Source organism: Paenibacillus amylolyticus (assembly GCF_001570725.1).
GTDB lineage: Bacteria > Bacillota > Bacilli > Paenibacillales > Paenibacillaceae > Paenibacillus > Paenibacillus amylolyticus_A.
In genome coordinates this window covers 2,284,428-2,304,514 of sequence record NZ_BCNV01000001.1, presented here as the reverse complement: position 1 = coordinate 2,304,514, position 20,087 = coordinate 2,284,428, and the positions used below count along the sequence as shown (strand labels likewise).

At 47.6% G+C, this 20,087-nt stretch carries 12 protein-coding genes; all 12 read right to left on the bottom strand.

Going from position 1 to position 20,087, the window contains the following annotated elements; translation table 11 throughout:
- Positions 1-31 precede the first annotated feature (31 nt).
- The gene (locus PAHA3_RS10205; RefSeq protein WP_062834636.1) at positions 32-1,585 is read right to left on the bottom strand and encodes a hypothetical protein; all 1,554 of its coding nucleotides are present in this window, start codon (positions 1,583-1,585) and stop codon (positions 32-34) included.
- A gap of 16 nt (positions 1,586-1,601) precedes the next feature.
- Entirely contained in the window at positions 1,602-4,928 is a 3,327-nt protein-coding gene (locus PAHA3_RS10200; RefSeq protein ID WP_062834635.1) for a LamG domain-containing protein, read from the bottom strand.
- A gap of 49 nt (positions 4,929-4,977) precedes the next feature.
- Positions 4,978-5,583, bottom strand: a complete 606-nt coding sequence (locus PAHA3_RS10195; protein WP_062834634.1) for a hypothetical protein — start codon at positions 5,581-5,583, stop codon at positions 4,978-4,980.
- Between the two features lie 36 nt (positions 5,584-5,619).
- Entirely contained in the window at positions 5,620-6,087 is a 468-nt protein-coding gene (locus PAHA3_RS10190) for a hypothetical protein (RefSeq protein WP_062834633.1), read from the bottom strand.
- A gap of 175 nt (positions 6,088-6,262) precedes the next feature.
- Positions 6,263-7,492: a hypothetical protein gene (locus PAHA3_RS10185; RefSeq protein WP_062834632.1), complete on the bottom strand. Its 1,230-nt coding sequence runs from the start codon at positions 7,490-7,492 to the stop codon at positions 6,263-6,265.
- 97 nt (positions 7,493-7,589) lie between these two features.
- A complete protein-coding gene (locus tag PAHA3_RS10180) occupies positions 7,590-8,429 on the bottom strand; it encodes a hypothetical protein (RefSeq protein ID WP_062834631.1) in 840 nt (279 codons plus the stop codon).
- 14 nt (positions 8,430-8,443) lie between these two features.
- The gene (locus PAHA3_RS10175; protein WP_062834630.1) at positions 8,444-9,526 is read right to left on the bottom strand and encodes a hypothetical protein; all 1,083 of its coding nucleotides are present in this window, start codon (positions 9,524-9,526) and stop codon (positions 8,444-8,446) included.
- Positions 9,527-9,536: 10 nt separating this feature from the next.
- Positions 9,537-13,595 carry a hypothetical protein gene (locus PAHA3_RS10170; RefSeq protein WP_062834629.1) on the bottom strand — a complete coding sequence of 1,353 codons (4,059 nt, stop codon included), beginning with the start codon at positions 13,593-13,595 and terminating at the stop codon, positions 9,537-9,539.
- A gap of 26 nt (positions 13,596-13,621) precedes the next feature.
- Entirely contained in the window at positions 13,622-15,442 is a 1,821-nt protein-coding gene (locus PAHA3_RS10165) for a hypothetical protein (RefSeq protein WP_062834628.1), read from the bottom strand.
- A gap of 58 nt (positions 15,443-15,500) precedes the next feature.
- On the bottom strand, positions 15,501-16,976 hold the full coding sequence (locus PAHA3_RS10160) for a hypothetical protein (RefSeq protein ID WP_062834627.1): 1,476 nt from the start codon (positions 16,974-16,976) through the stop codon (positions 15,501-15,503).
- Positions 16,977-17,021: 45 nt separating this feature from the next.
- Positions 17,022-19,682 carry a PKD domain-containing protein gene (locus PAHA3_RS10155; protein ID WP_062834626.1) on the bottom strand — a complete coding sequence of 887 codons (2,661 nt, stop codon included), beginning with the start codon at positions 19,680-19,682 and terminating at the stop codon, positions 17,022-17,024.
- 15 nt (positions 19,683-19,697) lie between these two features.
- A complete protein-coding gene (locus tag PAHA3_RS10150; protein ID WP_062834625.1) occupies positions 19,698-20,084 on the bottom strand; it encodes a hypothetical protein in 387 nt (128 codons plus the stop codon).
- Between the last annotated feature and the right edge of the window lie 3 nt (positions 20,085-20,087).

Below are 20,087 nucleotides of genomic sequence, written 5' to 3'. Positions count from 1 at the left end.
TGGGAGGGCTTCATAATTATTAGGTGGTGCGTTACAATACGGGGTCTGCCTTAACGTAAACGTCAAACATCCCACCGTGCAACGCAAACCTGTTCGTGACAACCCGAACATAGAACGGAATCTTCTCTCCGTGGTTTAGCTGGTCAGCGAACTCTAGCATGTCTATAGCTTCAAACGGTGCTGTCGAGTAGCTTATCTCAGCCTTGGCATTTACGCCATCGAGTTCTCCTTGCGTGTTCCAAAGCTGGATTTCCTCTACCGGATAGCCTAGCGTGTTCTTTAGGAAAACACGTTCAGCACTGGTTGTCTGCCCCGCCACGATTGTACCGAAGTCAAGGTACTTCAGGATTTCTCCCAAGTCGGTAGAGTAATAAGTCTCAGCTTCGTCACAGAACATGAGTCCTGCGAAGTCAGCGACAAAGGGTTTCTCCCAAGCCCCGACCCCACCAAGGGAATCCATGTACTCGACCCGAATCAAGTTATTACTCCCGATTATAACTTGCTGACTCGACAACGTGTACTTTATCTCTAAAGGAACATGGAGTAAGGTAGTATAGTTACTTTCAGGGAACACTTGCTTCCCGTTAATCAGTATGCGGTAACGAACATCATCTCCGTCTGTGTCATTAATGACAGCATTAAGGGTAAGCCCTGACATGCTACCTGACAGTGTTGGAACAGCATTTAGCTTTGTGACTGTATCTGACCACGTACCTAACGCTCCCCAATCATCCTTGAACTCTACCCTAATCGTGTTAGTTCCTACAATAAGGTCGGAGTTATTAAATACGATAGCCAGAGGTACAGGTACGGCTGCGAGAGTAGAAAATCCAGAACTTGGGAATCTTTGCACATTGTTCAGGAGCACTCTATACTGTACTGTGTCCTCTGCGTTGGCATCATTGAAAGCAGCATTAAGCTTTACGTCCTGCCCGTGGATTAACTTAGATGACAATTGGGCAGAGACCGTAGGGGTCGCATTGACCTTGGTCACAGTGTAGGTAAATGTCTCTACGTTCCCGCCCGAATCACGTGTCTCGATTCCCACCGTATTTGCCCCGATCACAAAGTCCGTGTGCGGAAGATTTTTACCGAAACTAAAAGGTACGTTCATAAGCGTTGTGTAGCCGCTGGCAGGGTACTTCTGCACTCCGTTTACGGTAATCCTCCACTGAGCCTGAAGACCGTCCTCATGGCTCATTCGAGCCGAGAAGTTCATGTCCTGCTTGTGAATGGATACGGGCATAAGCACACTATCGACAACTGACGCTTGATAATCTACCGTAACCCCTATTGCACTATGTGTACCGTGCCAGTGGTCGGTAGTTCTCCACCGTACACCGGATATAGGCCTCTTGGTAAAAGTCATCAGACCGAACGTACTAATCAGATACGGGTTACCAGTCAGTGCTTTAATATTAACCCACGTCTTCGTATCATCATCGAAAACGTCCACGTAGGTTGTGCCGCCGTGCCCGTAAACGTTATTCGTGCCGTAAAATCTAATGGAACGGGCTGAAGGGATACGGGGGAACGTAAAGGAAGTGCTGTTCCCTGCTGTGTTCATGATACTCTTAGTTGACATTCATCTCACCTCCTTCTTAAGTAAACGTAATGTCTGCTTTCACGTGAAGCTTACACAGCCCGCCGCCGAGTGCATCTGCCCCTGCGTTAACCCTGACCCAAAACTTAGCGTACTGTAAGTGGTCAACGTACTCGCTAATAACTAACTCAGGCTCAGGAATAAAAGGCTCATTGCTGTAGCTGAGCTGTACAACCTCACTTACGGGGTCTAACTGCCACTGCTCAGGAGTGACACGGATGTTCTCGATACAGTAGCCGCTAAAGTTTTTCAGGCAAACTCTAACAGGTTCACTTGACTGAGTAGCCACCACCCTGCCCAAGTCCACGTTAGAGACCACTCCCCCGTCTCCTGCCGTGAATGTAGGAGTCAGGGCATCGCTGTAGGGCATAGAACCTGATATTGTTCCTGCGGCTTGTCCTGTCCGGTCTGCTACCGTAGTGGCTGTCGGACGATTGGGAGTCCCAAGGTCAGGGTAGAAAACTAACCCTTCCTCTGTGCCCGACAAGGTGTCGTACAGGCTTCCCTTAATCTGCTCTTCCGTCCTTGCTACGTCCCACATCCTAACTTCTGTGATGCCGCCCACGAAGTTGTAACCACCACTGTAGAACCTTCCAATGTCGATACCGGAAGTGTTAGTAAGTGCCCCATAATACATAGTCCACGTCTGCGGGATGTGCTCACCGTTAGCGTAGAATCTAATCTCATTACCGTCATAGGTGAATGCGTAATGCTCCCATACGTTCATCTTGACAGAGTAATTTGTGGTGAACGTCCTCTGTGTGCCACCTATCACTATCGACAGCATCACAAAACCTGATATCCCTATGTCGATGTAAGTAGCCCCTTTGGATATGGGAATCGCCCGTGGATTGTTCGCCCCCTGCCCTGTCTTACAGAACCACCCCTCCAATGTCATCTTTCCGGTACGGCTGAGGTTGTTGAGGGCATTGTTGCTGTACCTAATGAGATACCCGTTGACGGAAGATTGCACATAACCCCACGGAACTGGCGAAAGAACCAAGCCGCCGTTCTGTAATACGACAGAGGTGCTTCGAGAGCCGACAACCCCGTACTCGTCAATCAACTCAATCAGCAGTACCTTAGATACTCCAACGACTGCCTTGTTAGCAGAGATGGCGTACTCAATCTCGAATGGTGTTGGGGCTAATTCAGTGTACCCACTTGCAGGATAAAGTTGCTCCCCGCCGTAGGAAATCCGGTATCCAACCTTATCTCCATTTCCATCACTGACCGTAGCCCTTACCACCCAACCTTTAATATCTGGAACAGTAACCGCAGGGGCTATACTATTCTTAGTTGCTGTATAGGTCGAAGAAGATGGGGAGGTCTGTAAATCATCTCTTGCTTCAATCTTAATAAGGTTAGCGCCGATGTTTAACTCACTGTTCCTAAACATCCTAGCTACTGCGATAGGTGGCTTGAAGAACTCTGACCAGTCTCCGCTGTCAGGGTAAACCTGCACGTTGTTCAAATACAGACGATACTGAACAGGGTCGCCTTGTGCATCGTTAATAGTTGACCTGAACGTCAAGTCCTCTCCGTGGAGAGTAACCACCGCAGGTAGTACGATACTTGCGCTTGAGTTCGTCTTAGTTATTGTCGCCGTTGCGCTATTCACCGCAGGTGTGTGGAAGTCATCTTTGAACTCAATAGTAAAAGTGTTCGAACCAATCCTGAAAGCCGAGTGTTTGAACGTGTGCGACAAGTACACTGGTGCAGATTGGTAAACCGACCAAGGAATAACTACTATGCTGTTAATAAGTATCCGGTACGCTATCTTGTCATCAGTGTCTTGGTCTCCCAATGTGGCAGTATATGTTAAGTCCTCTTTATGCAAGGTAGTCCTGTCGAAAGAGTAAGCCGCTAGTGATGGTGTATAAGATGCTTTGGTTACTGTCATGTTCAACCCTATAGAGGAAGGGGTAAACCAGTCATCCTTAATCTCCAACCTGACCGTGGTGTTACCCACAACAAAAAGGTCATTAGGAATAGGTACTTCTATGTCAAAAGGTGCTTGAGCATATTCAGTCCAATCACCCGTCTCAGGGTATCTCTGTACCCCGCCGACAAGCACTCTATAGGATATCATCCCCATGTCCGTGTCTGTCAGAGAAGCCTTCAGAATGAAGTCGTCCCTATGAATACGAAGGGTGGAGTTATTTGTTATCTTAGGGGCTACGTTCGTCTTGGTGATTAGAGAGTATTCCGAGAATGTATTCCCTTGCGAGTCAACGGCTTCAACTACTAAGTTACTTGTACCGATAGGGAAAATATCGTTAGGGAACACCTCACTAATATATACAAAGGTATCCGTTAGCCCTGACCAATCCTTAAGGACGGTAGCGCCTAACCTAACTCTATAGCTGACTTGGCTTCCTGTCTCATGCTCAATCACCCCACCGAAAGACACATCTCGTTTTGAAATCGTATCTATAGGTGCTACCTTATCCCTAAAACGCATTTCAGAAGATACTGCAATATGTTTGATAGTCGCCACCGCAGTTGTGAAGTAGTAGGCAGTGCTTGGATGCAAGGCACTTAGGGAGATATTTCCCCGTTCAGTAGCTATCGGAGTAACCCCGATAGACTGTAAGTTAGCGGCTATTATCGGATTGGACGTGCCTGAAGGGGTTACCGGAAGTCCTGTGGTCAGGTCGAAACCTACCAAAAACCCATTGGACTGATTCGCCCCCGAACCCCAATAGACTACGTTCGCCTTCACTAGCAAACCACTACCTGTGTAGCTGGAATCCATGCTATATGTGTTAGGTATGGTAACCAACTTAACAGGTGCTACAGCAGGGGTCTTTACATTCCAGCGATAAATGTCTGCCGTTCTAGGCGAAGTGTTACGGGGCATACGAGCGAAGTAGATGAACTCTCCACCGTCCCAACCTGCACGACCGTAAGAAGTCATTGCAAGAGTAGTATTGTAAGACACTCTACCCGATATTGCCGCCGTAGAGGGGTTAATGACCCACTTATAGATTGCGTTTGCTGTTCCCCACCCAACTAGATACTCAACTCCGCCCTCTATGTATAAGGCATAGGCGTAAGGAACAGAGGACGTATTAGCACAAATCTGTGCGATGGTAGTGTCCATCGTGTACCAGTTTACCGTCCTGATATAAGTACCAATTGAACCGTCAGCGTTCTTATTAAACTGCGCCACTGTGTTCATGTTACCTGCAAGGACGTACACGTGGTCAATCCCTACAAGAACATCGGTTGCATACACGCCCTGCGTTCCCGCTGGTATGTTGATTGTCACATCTGTTGCCTTGGGTGAAACTAATTCAATGTATCCGATTCTCAAACCCATGATCTCACCTCATTTATAATAAAAAGGGCGGGTGTTAGCCGCCACCTGATTAACCTACAATCCAGTTGACTTCTCCACCTACGCCCTTTTTAAGAGGTGCTTCTAATTTGACTTCGGTATGACCATTACGCATAATGACAAACTGTCCGTCCGATTGCTTGTCAGCCACCAACCGGAAGTTCATGAACATCTGTTTTCCGTAAGGTACGGAGCAGATTGCCTTGAAGTTAAAGGTGATTCCGTCTGCTTCAAGCGTGGACTTGTATCCGAAGTTGTATTGCTGGACTGTCGGGTTCAGTGCCCCGCCGTGTACTCCATTACCACCTAGCACAAGGGTAGCTTCTGCATCCTTATAGGTGATTACATCCTTGTACTGACCTAATCGACCAGTGAGTGGATAGTCTTTGTCGCCCACCCGATAGATGACTTCTACAGGTGTGCCGTTCAAATTAAATATACCGTCCTTCTCGAAGAACAGCTTCATACCATGACCGACCAACCCGAACCTTGAAATTCGGTCTCTGTTCAAATCGTAGAAGCTATTCTCGACCTGCGTGTCGAAGCTAAATTCCGAAAGGTGAGTACCGTCTATGTACTCGCCCATCCAAATAAAGTCTTGACCTACAGGGGAGCGGTGGTATTGTTGAAATGACATTTCCGTTTCCCCCCTCATTGCATTGAGAATAAAATCTTACACGTACTGGTAAGATACACGTGTAAGGAAGTTGACGAGACCTGCTGTGGCCGTTGGTGGTACATATGCACGAAGTGTCACTTGAGAGAAGTTCTTCGTATCCGTGTTATGGTCGCCGCCATTAACTGAACCCGAGATTACGCCCGCCCCTACAGTTGGGTCAGTAGCCCGAATATCTTTCGTTACAGTACCACCGATGGATGTGAATGAGGACTCAGCAAGAGAATCGACACGAACTTGAATCCAAGTGTTCGTTACCAACTCGCCTGTGTTGCCACCTGCGCTATCCTTAGTAGTGATTGTGCAAGCCGTCATGTCCGAAACCGGAGTGGCTTGTCCACGGTTATTCCAAATAAGTACAGTCTTTGATGGCGAAGTAGAACCTGCGTCAACCGTTCCGATGTCCCACTGTGTTACTTGGGACGTGTTATCTTCAGAGTACCAAGATACAATTGGTGCTGGCATTGTATTTCCTCCCTTATACTGCTTTAGTTCTTGACTCGTTCCTGTCAAGCTATAGACAATATAGGTTGGGCAGGTGAAACCTTAACAACTTCTGTGTAAAGTATCTCTAATGTAGTGGTCGCTTCATTAATCTATTAAGATGCAAATAACTAGACCCCTGATTGGGGTCTAGTTATTACAGGCGTTTGTACTTGATGTACAGAACGTCAGGGATTCCGTCAGTGACCTTCAGTGTCTCAGGGGCAAAGTTAACACCCTTGATATCACCGTTGGCTTCAGTCAGGTACTCGAAGTTGATACTTGGAGTTTGAACTTGACCGTTGATGAACAGAAGTACAGTCTTCGGTTTAGCCTGACCGTTCAGAAAAAGGTACTCAGTTTCCCCGCTCACAGCTTCGTAAACTTCTTCTTCATCCTCACCTTCCAGTTTATCCAAGCGGTCAGCCTGAGCCTTAAACTCTGCGTCAGCTACAGTTTCAAGGTCAACAATACGACCTTCAGCCGTGTCGAAGTCTCCTGCTTGGAAGTAACCGTTATCCGAGTCAGCTTCACGGTCTGAGATACCCACCGTTAAGTTCTCTGTAGCTTTCAGTCGGGAAGCCAGATTGGACAGAACAGTTTGCACTGTTACGCCAGTATAGTTAGTATCCGTTACGACACCGATGAGGTTTGCGCCTTTAGCCGCCGCTGTAGAAGCTAGGTCATTGCGAATAAGTGTGTCAGCGTCCGTCCGAGCCTGTACTTCGTTGGCAATTTGGGTTACGATAGCCGTGCCAAGGTTGGCGTTACCATCGTTGTCCAGAGTGCCAGCACCTCCATACAAGTCTTTCATCAACTGGCGAAGGTTCATGTAGGCTTCAGCATCGACTGCATCTGCTACGAGACCTGCCCCACCGCTAACGATAGCGTCAACAGGGATTACAGACAGGTTAGTTCGTGTGATGTACTTATAGTCAATCATCACTGCTTCTGTGAAGATATAAGCGGCTTCTGCTCCTGAAACTTCACTGAAGAAGTCCAAGAAGAACTGCCCTCCATCCTCACGCACCTTACCGTAAACTCTATCTCCGTCTGAATCAATGAATGGGAAGTCCTGCGTTCCATTCTTACGCAGTTCGATTGCCACGCCAACCACAGTACCTTCGGTGATTGGATCAACTGCCACAACTGTATTCAAAATGTCAGCAGTGATATCGACGAAACTTACGCCCGCACCGACAGCCACAGCGTTCTTCTGAACGAATACGTCAATCTTAGTGTCTTCCAGAATCTCGCGATGTGCGTTGTAGTCAATGTCCAAGTATTGTTCGTTAATTTTGTTGTTAACGTCAAAGTGGTTATTTCGCATCAACTTGTTGTTCAACTGCTCACCACGAAATCTAGCAATACCCCTAGTTCCTGCCATAGTTCTTCACCTCTTCTTCATAATCTAGTATCATTTGCCACACGTACATTATAAGCAAGTAGTCCAATATTTTACTGTAGGTTGGTAGATTGAGGAACTACCTCAGCCGAACCAGCAGTTCTATAGTCACGCCTTCGATACCTTCGCCCCGTTCGACGACATTAATGCGGAAATGGTCATCCTTGTTGATTCGAGGCATGGATACAGCGTAGGGTCTATTGGACGTTCTGCTAGAACGCTCGTTCCCATCCACCACAAGATTGCTATGGAAGATTGTCTCCCATACAGGGATTGCGCTGTCATAACTCTCCTGAGAACATTTCTCAATCTGGAAGGCAGTGTCAGCATCCCCTTCACGTGACGTGGAAGCGTAAACCTCAGTGATATCTCCCTCATAAGGGAAACGCATAACCAGCTTTGCTAACCCATCAAACACACGACTCAGGACAAATACCATTGTCTTAGTTTCTGCCCGTCGCTCAATAAAATCGAGACGATCATCAAGGCTGGAATGAGGTGCGTCAGCGTCCTTGTATTGCCTTGCTTTTTGTATCTCTTCTTCCAGAGTCAAGAACCTGAGTTCATCAATGTTCCCGTTGCCCTGACGGTATTCAGGCTTCCATGTACGAATAAGGATTTCATCGCCCACTTGAAGTTGTACAGGAAGTCCAGCAAAGGGTGTGTCTCCTTCATACGTCCCTAAGTCCAACCGGATAGTTGTCGGGTCAATCTCTTCGTAGCCGCCGCTTTCCAGCAAGTGTGCTCCGTTAAAGTACACGTCTAACTGCTTCGTGCCCATCCGGTATTCGTGGTCAAGGTAGATGAACAACCCACGCTCTAACGCAAGGTACTGTTCGTCTACGATGACTTCCTGTTCATCCCAATACTGAAACTCACCGCCCCCGTAGCGGCGAAGGGTCATCTTCGTTCCTGCCATTTACGCTCACCTCCTTACGTATGGTTTATGTCCAGAATAAAGTGCAGGGGTTTAATCTGGAAACGGTCTTCCATCCTCTCAACTTTCATCCAGAACTTTCGTTCTCCAAGAGGTGGTAAACTGCCCATATCTAGAAGCTTCGAGAACTCCTCTGTCGGCGTGTCTGCCCCGTCATCATGGCAAATGTCTGCCCACTCGTACCCGAACGTCTCCATATACTTTAGAATGCCAAGCGATATGGTGTTTGCAGGTTTCTCCTTGGAAGGGTTCTGTAGTAACATCTGAACGAGAATATGATTTTCATACATCGTGCCAAGATACGTGTCGGTCTCCTTGTTAAGTTCCTTACCATTCCAGATAACCTTTAGTTCAGTGCCAAACAGGTAAATGTCGCCACCGTAGATATCGAATGCGCCGAGACTTGATAGAAGCGTACCTTGCGTATCATAAACCCTGATAATCCCGTTATAGGGCATCAAGGGCAGTTCAATCTCACAGCCTGTCCAGTTAGGCTCAACCACCGCTGAAGCCACTGAATTGCCGTCAGGGTCACAGAGGTAAACTGAGTACCCCGTAGGTAAGTTGCCTATCGTAATTTTGTCGCTCTTGCAGACAACCATCCTATCGAGGTTCAGAGTGTCGAAGTTAGTTTGTTCCCTATTCTTTAGGATGACACCCATCTTCTCAGCGACCATAGGAGCAGTATCGAATATCTCCCACCCACTACCGCGATGAGCATAGAACGTCCACTTATTTGCTTTCTTTAGTGCCCGCCAACGGCTATACTCCCTAATGGTTGTGTCTTTACTCTCAAGAAACTCCAATCGATGGTATCCGTCCTGCCAGATGATAATACCGCCTTCATCTAACAGTTCTGTCGGCACGTAGTCAGCGGTCACTTCCATTAAAACGGTCTGCTCTTCAGGAACATCGAACATAATAGAAGTGTCGCTTTCAGTGTGCGGCATGATGACCTGACCTAAAGCATTGTCGATTGAAACAGCATCACTAGGTGAAAGGGTATAGCGGGAATGAATACTCCCGCTATCGAACCTGTCATCGAAGATTAAGCCACTCGACTTCTTATAGATTCCCAATTATTATCACCTACCTTGTTTTCTTCCAGTTCCAGATGCTCCAAGAAGCTATCTTACCGATAATGAGCCAGATGCGAGGTTTCTTCGGTTCTTCAGGTGTCTTGAGAATACCGCCCTCAGATTTCTCAATTGTCGTCTCGATTACACGTTTAGGTCGTTCTGCACCTTCTGATTGCTCGATATCGACCTCAAGAACAAGCTTAGGTCTGTCGACTTTCTCCGGTTTTTCAATTCCCACCTCAATGGCCTTAGTAGGTCTAGCGGCTTCTTCCGGTTCGCTGATATGCGTCTCGATAGGCTCACGGTGATTTGTTACTTTGGAGTCGTCTTGGATATCAGTCTCAAGTTGCAACCTCTTCCGTACCCCTGACTCCAAATCCTCAATGACTGCAAGGTCTTGATGTGAGATGTGCTCAGCGAGTTCTCCTGCCTGAATAAAGGCACCCGTATCCTTACCGCTTACCGCTCCCTCCAACTCATGGGTGACTGCTTCAGCATTGGTTGTCGTTGTTGCCATCCCCATTTCCGAGATAGTTCCAACTTTACTGCTATTATCAATATTAGCCGATTCACCCTCATGAATAACGCCCATTGTCGAGCCGTCATGGTATTGGGCTGATTCTCCTTGATGAACGACAGCTTCTTCGGATATAAAGGAAGTTGCTCCTTCTAAACCCACCACAAATGCGTCATTAGACTTGCCGTTGGTAGCCCCTTCTAGCTTGGACTCCACTGCTTCATACCCTTTGTCCGTAAACATTGCTGTGTGTTCTTCGTAAAGAACAGTCTCCTTCGCAACATCGCTCTGCCAAGCATCCTCCAACTCCTGAATAGCTGTAGGTGAGTTTCCGTCACTGATTCGAGCGCCTTCGATTTCATGGGTCACTGCATCCCTGTCTGTCCGTTGTTCGCCCAAACTAATGCCGTGCCACACACCGTACACCCCTGTACCATTAAACGCTGTCTCAGTCTTGTGCTCATAGCTTACATGCTTGCTGTCAGAGTGTACGGCGGACTCCATATCCTGCTTGATACCCTCTACACTTGTTACTTGGTTGGCTGTGTCCGGTCTTTCTAGCTCACCTTCATACCCCATGCCCGCCAAACCTATCTCAAGCTTTGTACCTACACCTTCAGCAGTAGGGTTAGATAACGCTGTCTCAGTCTTGTGTTTATAGCTTACATGCTTGCTGTCAGAGTGTACGGCGGACTCCATATCCTGCTTGATTGCCTCTACACTTGTTACTTGGTTGGCTGTGTCCGGTCTTTCTACCTCACCTTCATATCCCATGCCCGCCAAACCTGTCTCAAGCTTTGTACCTACACCTTCAGCAGTAGGGTCAGATAACGCCGTCTCAGGTAAGTGAACTACACTGTCCCTTGTAATGTCGGTCTCTGCCGCAGTGAGTCCTGTCTGCTTAACACCTTCACCGAAGGTCTTCTGCTCTGCCTTGTCCAGTCCTTGAATGACTCCGATGTGCTTGTTGGCTTCAGCAATTGCCCTACTTATTTCAGTAATGTCTGCAGTCTGCTTGAAGTCCGATAAGGAAGCACCTGAAATTCCCTGCGGCATCGTTCCCTCCGGTTCTACTACGTACCGTCCGGTCGTCGGAGACTCTGCTGTCTGGTCTGCCCCCTTGTTGTGTTCGACGTGCACCTCTTCCTGATTGGAAGCAATAACCATAACCCCTGCCCCCGCCTGTTTCAGCTCCTCGATTACCGTCTGCGTAATGGCAGGGAAATCAGCTTGTGTGAAACCTTGAGTGATGCTATCTTGGATGATGTTCTCCATCCCTGCTTCAATCAAATCTACCGCTTTTGAGCCGTACATAATTTCCATGAGTCGTACCGCCTTCAGTATTTCAGGCGATTCTGCAATCGCTCCCTGAATCTGCTCGAACGTATAAAGGGATTCTACCTCTGCCTGTGTGCGCTTCGACATGCCAGCTTCCGTCCACTCTTCGACTTCTGCATCCATTTTGTCACTCTTATCGGTAGCTTCTATGAATCTATCAACCAGTGGGTCGCCGCCCACGTAAACTTCTGCGTCACTGATAAGCTGGATAGCTCCGTCACCGCTCACATACGTAACATCCCTAAAATCGTCAATGTCAGCATTGTATTCCTGTACGGCACTTCCTTGGGATACCAGTTTGAGGTAACCTTCGTTGTCTCCGATAGCGCTAGAAGCGTCTGTAAGGCTTCCTGCTTTAGCCGTGTCCGAAGTGTACTCTACATTTACAAGAAGGCTCTCAGTGGCATCCTTGACACTATCTGAGCTTGAAAATGAGGAATTGGTGATGTGCTTATCGAAGTAGTATGATTGGTCTAAACTTTCAACGCCCGCCATATACTCCATCTCAATCTTACCGCTTTCCAGTTCGAGTGACTGCCTGCCCTCTTGCTCTGTGTCAGCCGTCACCGTCCGGTCAATCAAGAGCAGTGAGTTAGCCCAACTTTCCGCTCTAGTGAACGTCTCAAGTTCACTGTCCTGCCTTGTATCGTAGGTCAGGAACTCCTGCATATCTGCTGAGACACTTGTGTCCACAGACTGAGTAGATTCGATTCTAGCGTCCTTCACCTGAGAGGTTGCCCTGGATAAGAATTCGATGCTGTGCCCGTTCTCGTAGGTAACAGCGGTGGTCTGCTCGTCCGTCTGTGTATTGACTAAAGTGTCGTACATCAAACTCTCCTGCATTGCGGCATCCTGTACGTTCTCTCCCTGTACCAAGACCCTTTCCACTTGACCATCGTAAACAGGCTGAATCAACTCACCTCTTACGTCATCCTGCTGGCTTGCTTGCATAACTGTATCCGTCTGAATAAACTCCTGAGCATCGGCGTTCTGGTACGTACGAACCTCAGTAAAAGGCTGAAGGTCTACGTCCTTATTCGTGTCCACCATCACATACTCATTCAAGATGGTTGGTTCGTTGTAAAGGGTCTCTGCCGGTAAGTGTTCATTCATCTCAGCTTCACCGCGACCGTATGTGTCGGCTACCGTGGTAAGCGTAAGTTCTGCTTCATTCCTCTTTTCAGCGTAAACAGGTGTTCCTGTCTGAGCATCAAATACCATATCCAGATGTCCGGTCTCTGTCCGAGAAACGAAAGCATCCTCCTTGACTTCCAGCTGTCTTGCTTCCTCCCTGCCCTCAAGAGTACCCTCCTGTCGAGTATCCATCAGCACGTAAACTTCCAGAGAAGATCCCTTTACTGCTATCTCTGCGAGTTCATACCCTTGCTCACTACCCTCACTTACAAGGACTGCATACTCCAATGGATAAGAATCACTGACAGCCCTGTCAAACCCAACCTCACCTATTTCCGTATACTGTAGTTCCCCTACCACGCTAATGTCAGGGTCATGGGTAGCTACGCTGGTTAAAGCCATCTCCCCATCTAAGATACTGCGGACGATGTTGGAAAGTACCGCCCGTCCTTCTTCAGCATTCAACCGGACACCGTTCTCTGCGGATTTAATTCCGCCCATCTGAGTGTCTTGTGAGATACCGGATACGGTGGATTCGAGCGCGTGTATTACACTTTGTTTGTTGGACAGGGAAATGGAAACCCTATTACCTTCTGCAACGGAGACCTTAACGTCATAAAGATCACCGGAAGCCAGTTCTTCAAGGTGTGAAAATTTGTCTATCCGACTGCCTTCACTTACCGCCGCACCTTCAGCTTCGAGTATCTGCTCAAGACTACATGCATCCTGCTGTCCATCTGTTGTTCCGTCTGTGACTGTTTCGCCGTTAAAATACTTATGGATGCCTGACAGGTACGATACGATAGAAGCTACTACAGTCTCTACTTCAAAGCCGTCATACTGAGTGATGTACTCAGCACTCCCTAGCCGCCCGAATAATCCGGTAGCCGAATGAGGGGCTTTGTTTGCGTTCTTCATGGTATCCTCAATCAATGTCTTATAGGTACTGTTAACGGGAGCGGTCAGGTGATATTGATTGTTAGCATTGATAATTTGTTCAAACCCAATTTTCAGTTCATAGCCCCTTTTAGAAAAAAGGGCGGTGAAGCTGATTAGGTAAGATTTCTTACCGTTCATCATTCACCGCCAACCTCCCATACTATAGATTACGAGTTCTTTTTAAGCGTTTCTTTTAGGATGCCTAGGCCAATTGGAGCAAACGGTGACATGTTAGATAGAGTGAACGGGCTAACAGGTGTGTCTGCCAAAGTGTAGCGGTACAGTTGCTTGTACTCGTAAGTAGCAAGAACTTCCGCTTCAGCGGCAGGTTCTTTACCCTCAAGGAAACTGATTGTCTTCGTCTCGATATCAACCATGTAGTCCGTGCCGAGCGTTTGGTCTACACAATCCACCTGAACCTCAAGCTTGAACGGCGTACCGTCATCCTTCAGGGATGGCGAGTGAGCCATGTGGAAGACTTTGTTTACTCCGTTGCCCTTGCCCAATTCCTCATGGTCAGAAGTCTCAACTACTTCGAGTTCATCCAACTGAGAAATGTTCTTAGGGTGGACGGCATAACACTCATCCAGCTTGCCTACAAAGCCATCATTCGGGTGAACAATGTACATCGGAGAAATGTGGTACTTGCCACTATATACCGATGGGTTAAATCGGGTTTCGCCCGCATCAATGCTCTTATCGTGCGTAATGAATGCGAGGTAATGCTGTTGGTAGTACGTACCACCAATAGACTGCTGTAACTGTACCCCACGGTTTCCGTTGGAAGTGTTGTTTCCGTAGTCCACGTAAACTGCACCCAACTTCATGTCCTTCTTCCAAACAACTTCATCGGCTTCACGGCAACCGGAGATAATGACGTTGTTCTTACGAGGGGCTTTACCGAGGGTCGTCAGCCGCCCGATGTACAATGGAGCGAAGTACGTGTTCTCTGCGCCCGGAGTTGGGTCTGGACGGAAGAACATTACAATGCGGTCTTTGGTCACATTCCCCCAAAAGTACATCGTGCTGTCGCGTTGCCATCCTCTATCAAAGTTCTGCAACGGAGTGAAGGACAAAGCCGTTGGCAAGGACGGATAGATGTAGTAAATGGACGAGTACACAGCGTTCATCAGGTCGGTAGGTTTATCAGGGTCAAAGTTCTTAACCATAATATCACCGTAGTTCAGGGTTTGTGTTCCTGTGGCGTTCAGAATTTTAACGTAAGATGCGTGAAGTTCTGCCCCTGCGTCCGGTGCTTTTCCAATGAACGTTACAGTATTATTAGTGTAGTCAACTGTGTAATTAGTTGCGGCTTGTTCGACCTGATTTACATAAACCCGAACAGTGTCAGGTTTAATCGTTGCTACAGTAGGGATTGGGAACAATTTCTTAGTTCCGTCACCATCAGGTAAAATGGATTCAGGGTCTCCGATTACTACAGTACCGCTTACGCCTTGTACAATACGTTCGCCTCGCACGTCATCAAATGTGAAGAAGTACATACGCTTCACTGGTTGTGGTGCAATTGGGGATGGGGAATAGTTGGATGTGATTGCGTCTGTAGGTTCAGGAGCAGAAGTGAACGTAACTACGCCCTTCATTGCATCCAGTAAGTAATCCGTGGAAGGCACGGCGTTACCGTTCTTGTAGATAATTGCCGAGTCTGCGATTACAGGGAATACTTGGTACTGGAACTTGGTATTCAAGGTCTCATCTCTAATCAACTCACCAAGAACGGAGTTCTGAGAAATAAACTCTTGCTCACCCAATGCAGGGGTACTCTTCTTACCGTAGCCGTAAACCATGCCGAAGTTACGCATTTGATTATCCGAGCCAAGAGACCTGAACAAGCGGACTTCTGCGAACTTGAGACCGTCCTGCGATACAGAGCGGTACTTAATGAATGTATCCCATCCCTTGGAGTTAAATAGCGCTTCAAGGTCTTTGGGGAATAGCTGAATCGTGGAATCTCCATCAAACCAACTCACAATAGATCACCTCTCGTTTAGAATTTCCCCGCCGATTTTACACGGCAGGGCTTATTTTTTATGGGTTTACAGGCGGGGTTGGGGGCGTAGAAGTAACTTCTACTCCTTCGTCATTGACTGTGTTGAAGTACAATCCGATACCCGCTGGGCGGTACTGAGTTCCTGGCTTGCTGGTCAGTGGCGATACGCCTTCGACCAAGAAGTAACGGAATACATCGAACTCGTCAGGGCAATGCTCCTTCTTTACACGCAACTTGTTAGCGTTAAAGGACAGCGCCGACAATGCGATAGTATCCTTCAGTGCTCCCCTCACCCCTTCTTCTGGATGTACTACGTACAGCTTGGAGGTGTGAACCTTACCGCTGTATCGGGATGGGTTAAAGGAATACTTGTAAAGAGGATTCTCAGCGTTGTTCCAAGCCCTTGGGTAATCTCTCTTACCATCCACTGAAGTACGCATTGGAGGGATAGCATTTGCAGGGGCGTTCCACGACAGGTAGTAAGCCTGATAACGAGCACCTAGTTTACCACGGCTTACCATGATGTTATCCAAACCGTTCGCAGGGAACTTAGGATAAGACTTCATGAGCGGCATGATGTTTGGTTGCTTCTTCGCGGTGTCATCAAAGTCGTATTCGGAGATTGCTGTCAGCCCCGCCGTACCTGTACTAGATACGATAGGCACACTACCCGTGAACATTGCATAAGCATCGTCACCTTCTTCAATAGCATCTAGCTTACCGAAGTAAAGAGGAATGACTGGAACAAGATTCCCTTCCGGTGCGGGTACATTATCACACTGGATGATGAAGAACAGGCTTTCTCCGTTCAAGTGACCTTTAATGGAGATTTCAGAGTCAGCCCACCAGTTCGTATTCTGAATGGCGTAGTTGATAGTGTCATCATAGTAATTTTCCAGCAGGTTTGTCCGAAGACCAGCTTGCATAATAGGAGACTGCATCCGATTACCTTCAGCTTTAGTTACTGTAAAAGTAGCTGATGCACCTGTGCCCACCCAACCTGAAACTTCAACTTCGATATCCAACACTGCCCTCTTGAGTTCTGAGGTATTTAGCCAAGGCAATGTAATGTCAGGGTTGTTTGTAGTCAGTCCAGCAAGGTTCTCGACCATGTAAAAGTACAAGGTTTGTGGAGAACGGTACTTACGGAACTCGTTTGTCGCCCATTCAGAGAATACTTGGAGTGTCGCAGGAGCAGGTGCTTTAGTGTCAGGGGACTTGTTTAACTTTCTCAGCACACCTAGATTCTGATTCCAAGTACCAAGGACAGCTACCCCGAACATCTTACCCTCCGTGTTCTTGTAGATGAAATGCTCTGCTACGTAAATCGGAATGTCAGTAGTATCAAGTCCGGTATAAGTGCTTCGCATTATGCCTGAATCAAATGTCACTTTCTTAAAGTTTGCTACCGTCTCCCACCCTTGAGTAGCAAGCAGGTCGCCCAAACGCGGTTGTATATCCTGCTCCGTTACCTTTGGGATAAAAGATGCAGGCGTTGTGTCGATAAATGGCATTTAAATAACACCCCTTCACTTATTTGCTTGTATGAAGCCCTGTTATTACACAGGGCAGTTTACCAAGTATTCCCACGATGAACCTGAACCTGAACTAGAACTCATCACTACTTTAATTTGCGTCACACCGCCCACAGGACTGTACTGGAACTGAAGCGAACCGCCATTGGATACCTCAGTGTTCGTGCTTGCAAGCAACTGATTCTGATAGTAAACATCCATTCGGTCAGCTACTCCGTACATGTTGTAGGTGATTACCACTCGTCCAGACGTGTTACCCATCTCATGGAGTTTTTCGGTGTAAGCACCGCCGCCAGAGTCGTTCAGCTTACCGCACTGCAATGTGTTTGCGGGTGGTGGTGGAGCAGGTGGTGGTGGAACGTACTTGGCAGTTACCGATACGGTCGCCGTACCCGTTGCCTTCTGACCTAATTCATTCCACACCGTAAGCTTGACCGAATACGTGCCGACATTGTTGAACGTAAATGTTGCATTATCGACCGTATAGCTTCCCTTGTTCACATCGCTTGCTACTTCCCACTTGAAGTTTGTAATGGGAGAGTGTTTACTGTAGATAGAAGTAAACCTGATTGGTGTTTCCTCTTCTACACTTGAGTAAGCAGGGTCGATGGTTAGAATCAAGGCTGGTGGCTCAGGTGGTGCAGGAGGAATCTCAGGGAGAGTGTAGCCCGCCTTCAGGATGCCTAGTGCGGCAGGTCTGAACGGCGTTGCAGGTCTCTTTGTCAGTGGCGAGATGCCTTCGACCAAGTAGTAGGAATAAACTTCATACCTATTCTCGTCATCGCAGTAATCCCTCACAGCCTTTAACTCGTCACCATTCATTATAGTTAAGGGAGACGTTAAAATAACGTTTCGCAGTGTTCCGAACGTGCCATCTTCAGGATGAACCAGGAGCGCACGGGATGAATGGGCTTTGCCACTATACCTTGAAGGACTAAACTGGTACTTGTATTGTTCATTCATGTAATCCTTCCATGCTCTTGGGTGCTTGTGTCCGTCAGAATCTTCCCTGGGTGGCGGCATAGTGTTTGACGGTACATTCCATGACAGGTAATGCGCCTGATACCTTGCTCCGAACTTGTTACGTTTGACCATGATTGAGTCAACGCCGTTACTTGGGTAGTGGGGGTATTCCTTCATAACAGGCAGTAGAATCTCTTGCTTAACTGACGCATCATCGTAATCGAACTTAGCTGACTGTTTGAGTGCGGCTTCTACGTCTGCCCCCTCTTTGTTGTACGCTGTTCCTGAGAACAGAGCAGACGGTGCTCCCTCAGCGTTCCTATTGGTCTCGATATGCACCTCAAGGAACATTCGACCGGATACCGGAGTGTAACCACTTACCCCATCCCCACTTTCTGCTTCAATGGTTACGGAGGACATACCCTCGATACCTGTGATATCAAACTGACCCATCAACTGAGCATCATTCTTGTTGTTTGACGGTTCTTTCGCCCCCACAGTGTTGAACCGACCAATCTCCTGTCCTGCAATGGTTAGTTTGACTGCTTCGTCAGGCATGTCGCCGTCCGTGTCACCCATGAGCCAAACCTTTACATAAGAACCTGCATTGACCATTGGCTTTCCTGAGATGATTGTCGAGGTCTTAGTCGTCTTCCGGTAGAAGTCAAACGTGATATCCCGATTAATAACTTCCTCAGTCAGGCCATTTACGTCGAAGTCTCCCATGTAAAGAGGAATCGCAGGTACGGCATTGCTGTCCCAAATCGGAGCAGTGTCAGCTAAGATGATTAACATAATACTTTTTCCGTCAATGAATCCTTTGACGAACACTTTGCTATCATCCCACCAGTTCGTATACTTCACGTCCACGAAAGCAATCTTCTCTGTATGTTCAAGCTGAGGAATACGAGTCCTTGCTGTAACGATTGGAGATTGATACATCTGAGGGAACGCGTCCGTTATTCTCGACTGAAGAGCATTCGTGTTATCGTCCAGCCCCCACATGCTTGTCTGCACCTCTACGTCCAGAGAAACCCGTTTCAGTTCATCAGTTTTCTCCCAACCCACCAACATCTTCCCATTTCCAATCCACTTTTCAAGCTGGTAAAAGTAAAGCGTGTGTCGCTCAAAGAGTGCATCTTCGTTTGCCTTCTGGATGGCCCATGAGAATACGCCGCTGTCCTGCGGTGTCAACTGCGTACCGTAATCTGCATTTTTATCGTAGATTGCAAATGGTACTTTGCACCCTGTCTGTCCAATCTGCTCATTGACTTTTGCCATCATCGCCATACCGAATAAGTTTCCCGATATGTTCTTGACGATGATATGCTTGGTCACGTAGAAGTCGAAGGCATCCGTGGACCCGACTGTGCTGTAGTAAATAGCTACCTGACCGGACACACCTGCTTCAAACGTGAACGTGGTTGTCTCGTCTGGATTCTTGACCGCCGTATAATAGGATGTTGGGGCAATCTTCCCATCAATGAAAATGTAGTAATCGTCGTTGAGTACCTTCGGCAAATCAATTTTAGGGTTAGCCAGCGGAAGATAGAACCGCTTGATTGTAGGCTTTGTTAGCTTGTTAGAGTAGACGACCTTGGTAAACTCAGTAACCTTTGTCCACCCATTGGCTGTCATAATTCCAGCAAGCCCTTCCAGCAGGAACTCTTCATTGATAGTCGTGTCGAGCCACGGCGTCGGTTGATATGAAGTATCTGCCATTTATTCACCTTCTTCCTACTTGAGAGTTTGGTAGTTTGCCCATACGACCTTGGGCTTGCCGCCCTCATTAAAGAACTCAAAATGAATCTGCGTCCCTTGCTTACACGGGATGATTGCCGTCAAGTACATGCCCTCCGGTAAATCCTTTGTGTAAATGTTCTTACAGACTAGCCGTTCCCCTACATACAAGTTCCAGTAGTCCCTTGCTTCATAGTTGGATACGCCTACTGCAATAGAGAGCAGTTCGCAATCTTCTTCAATGGTTAGCTTATGTTCGACCTTGCCCGCCATTTGGGACTCTACCATAATCCCTTCAATGTACGGCTCTGTTTTTGTTGGCATAAAAGGAGGGTCGAGTCTACCGCCTACCAAGTAACTTGCAAAATTAGCGCCGCTAGACATTCA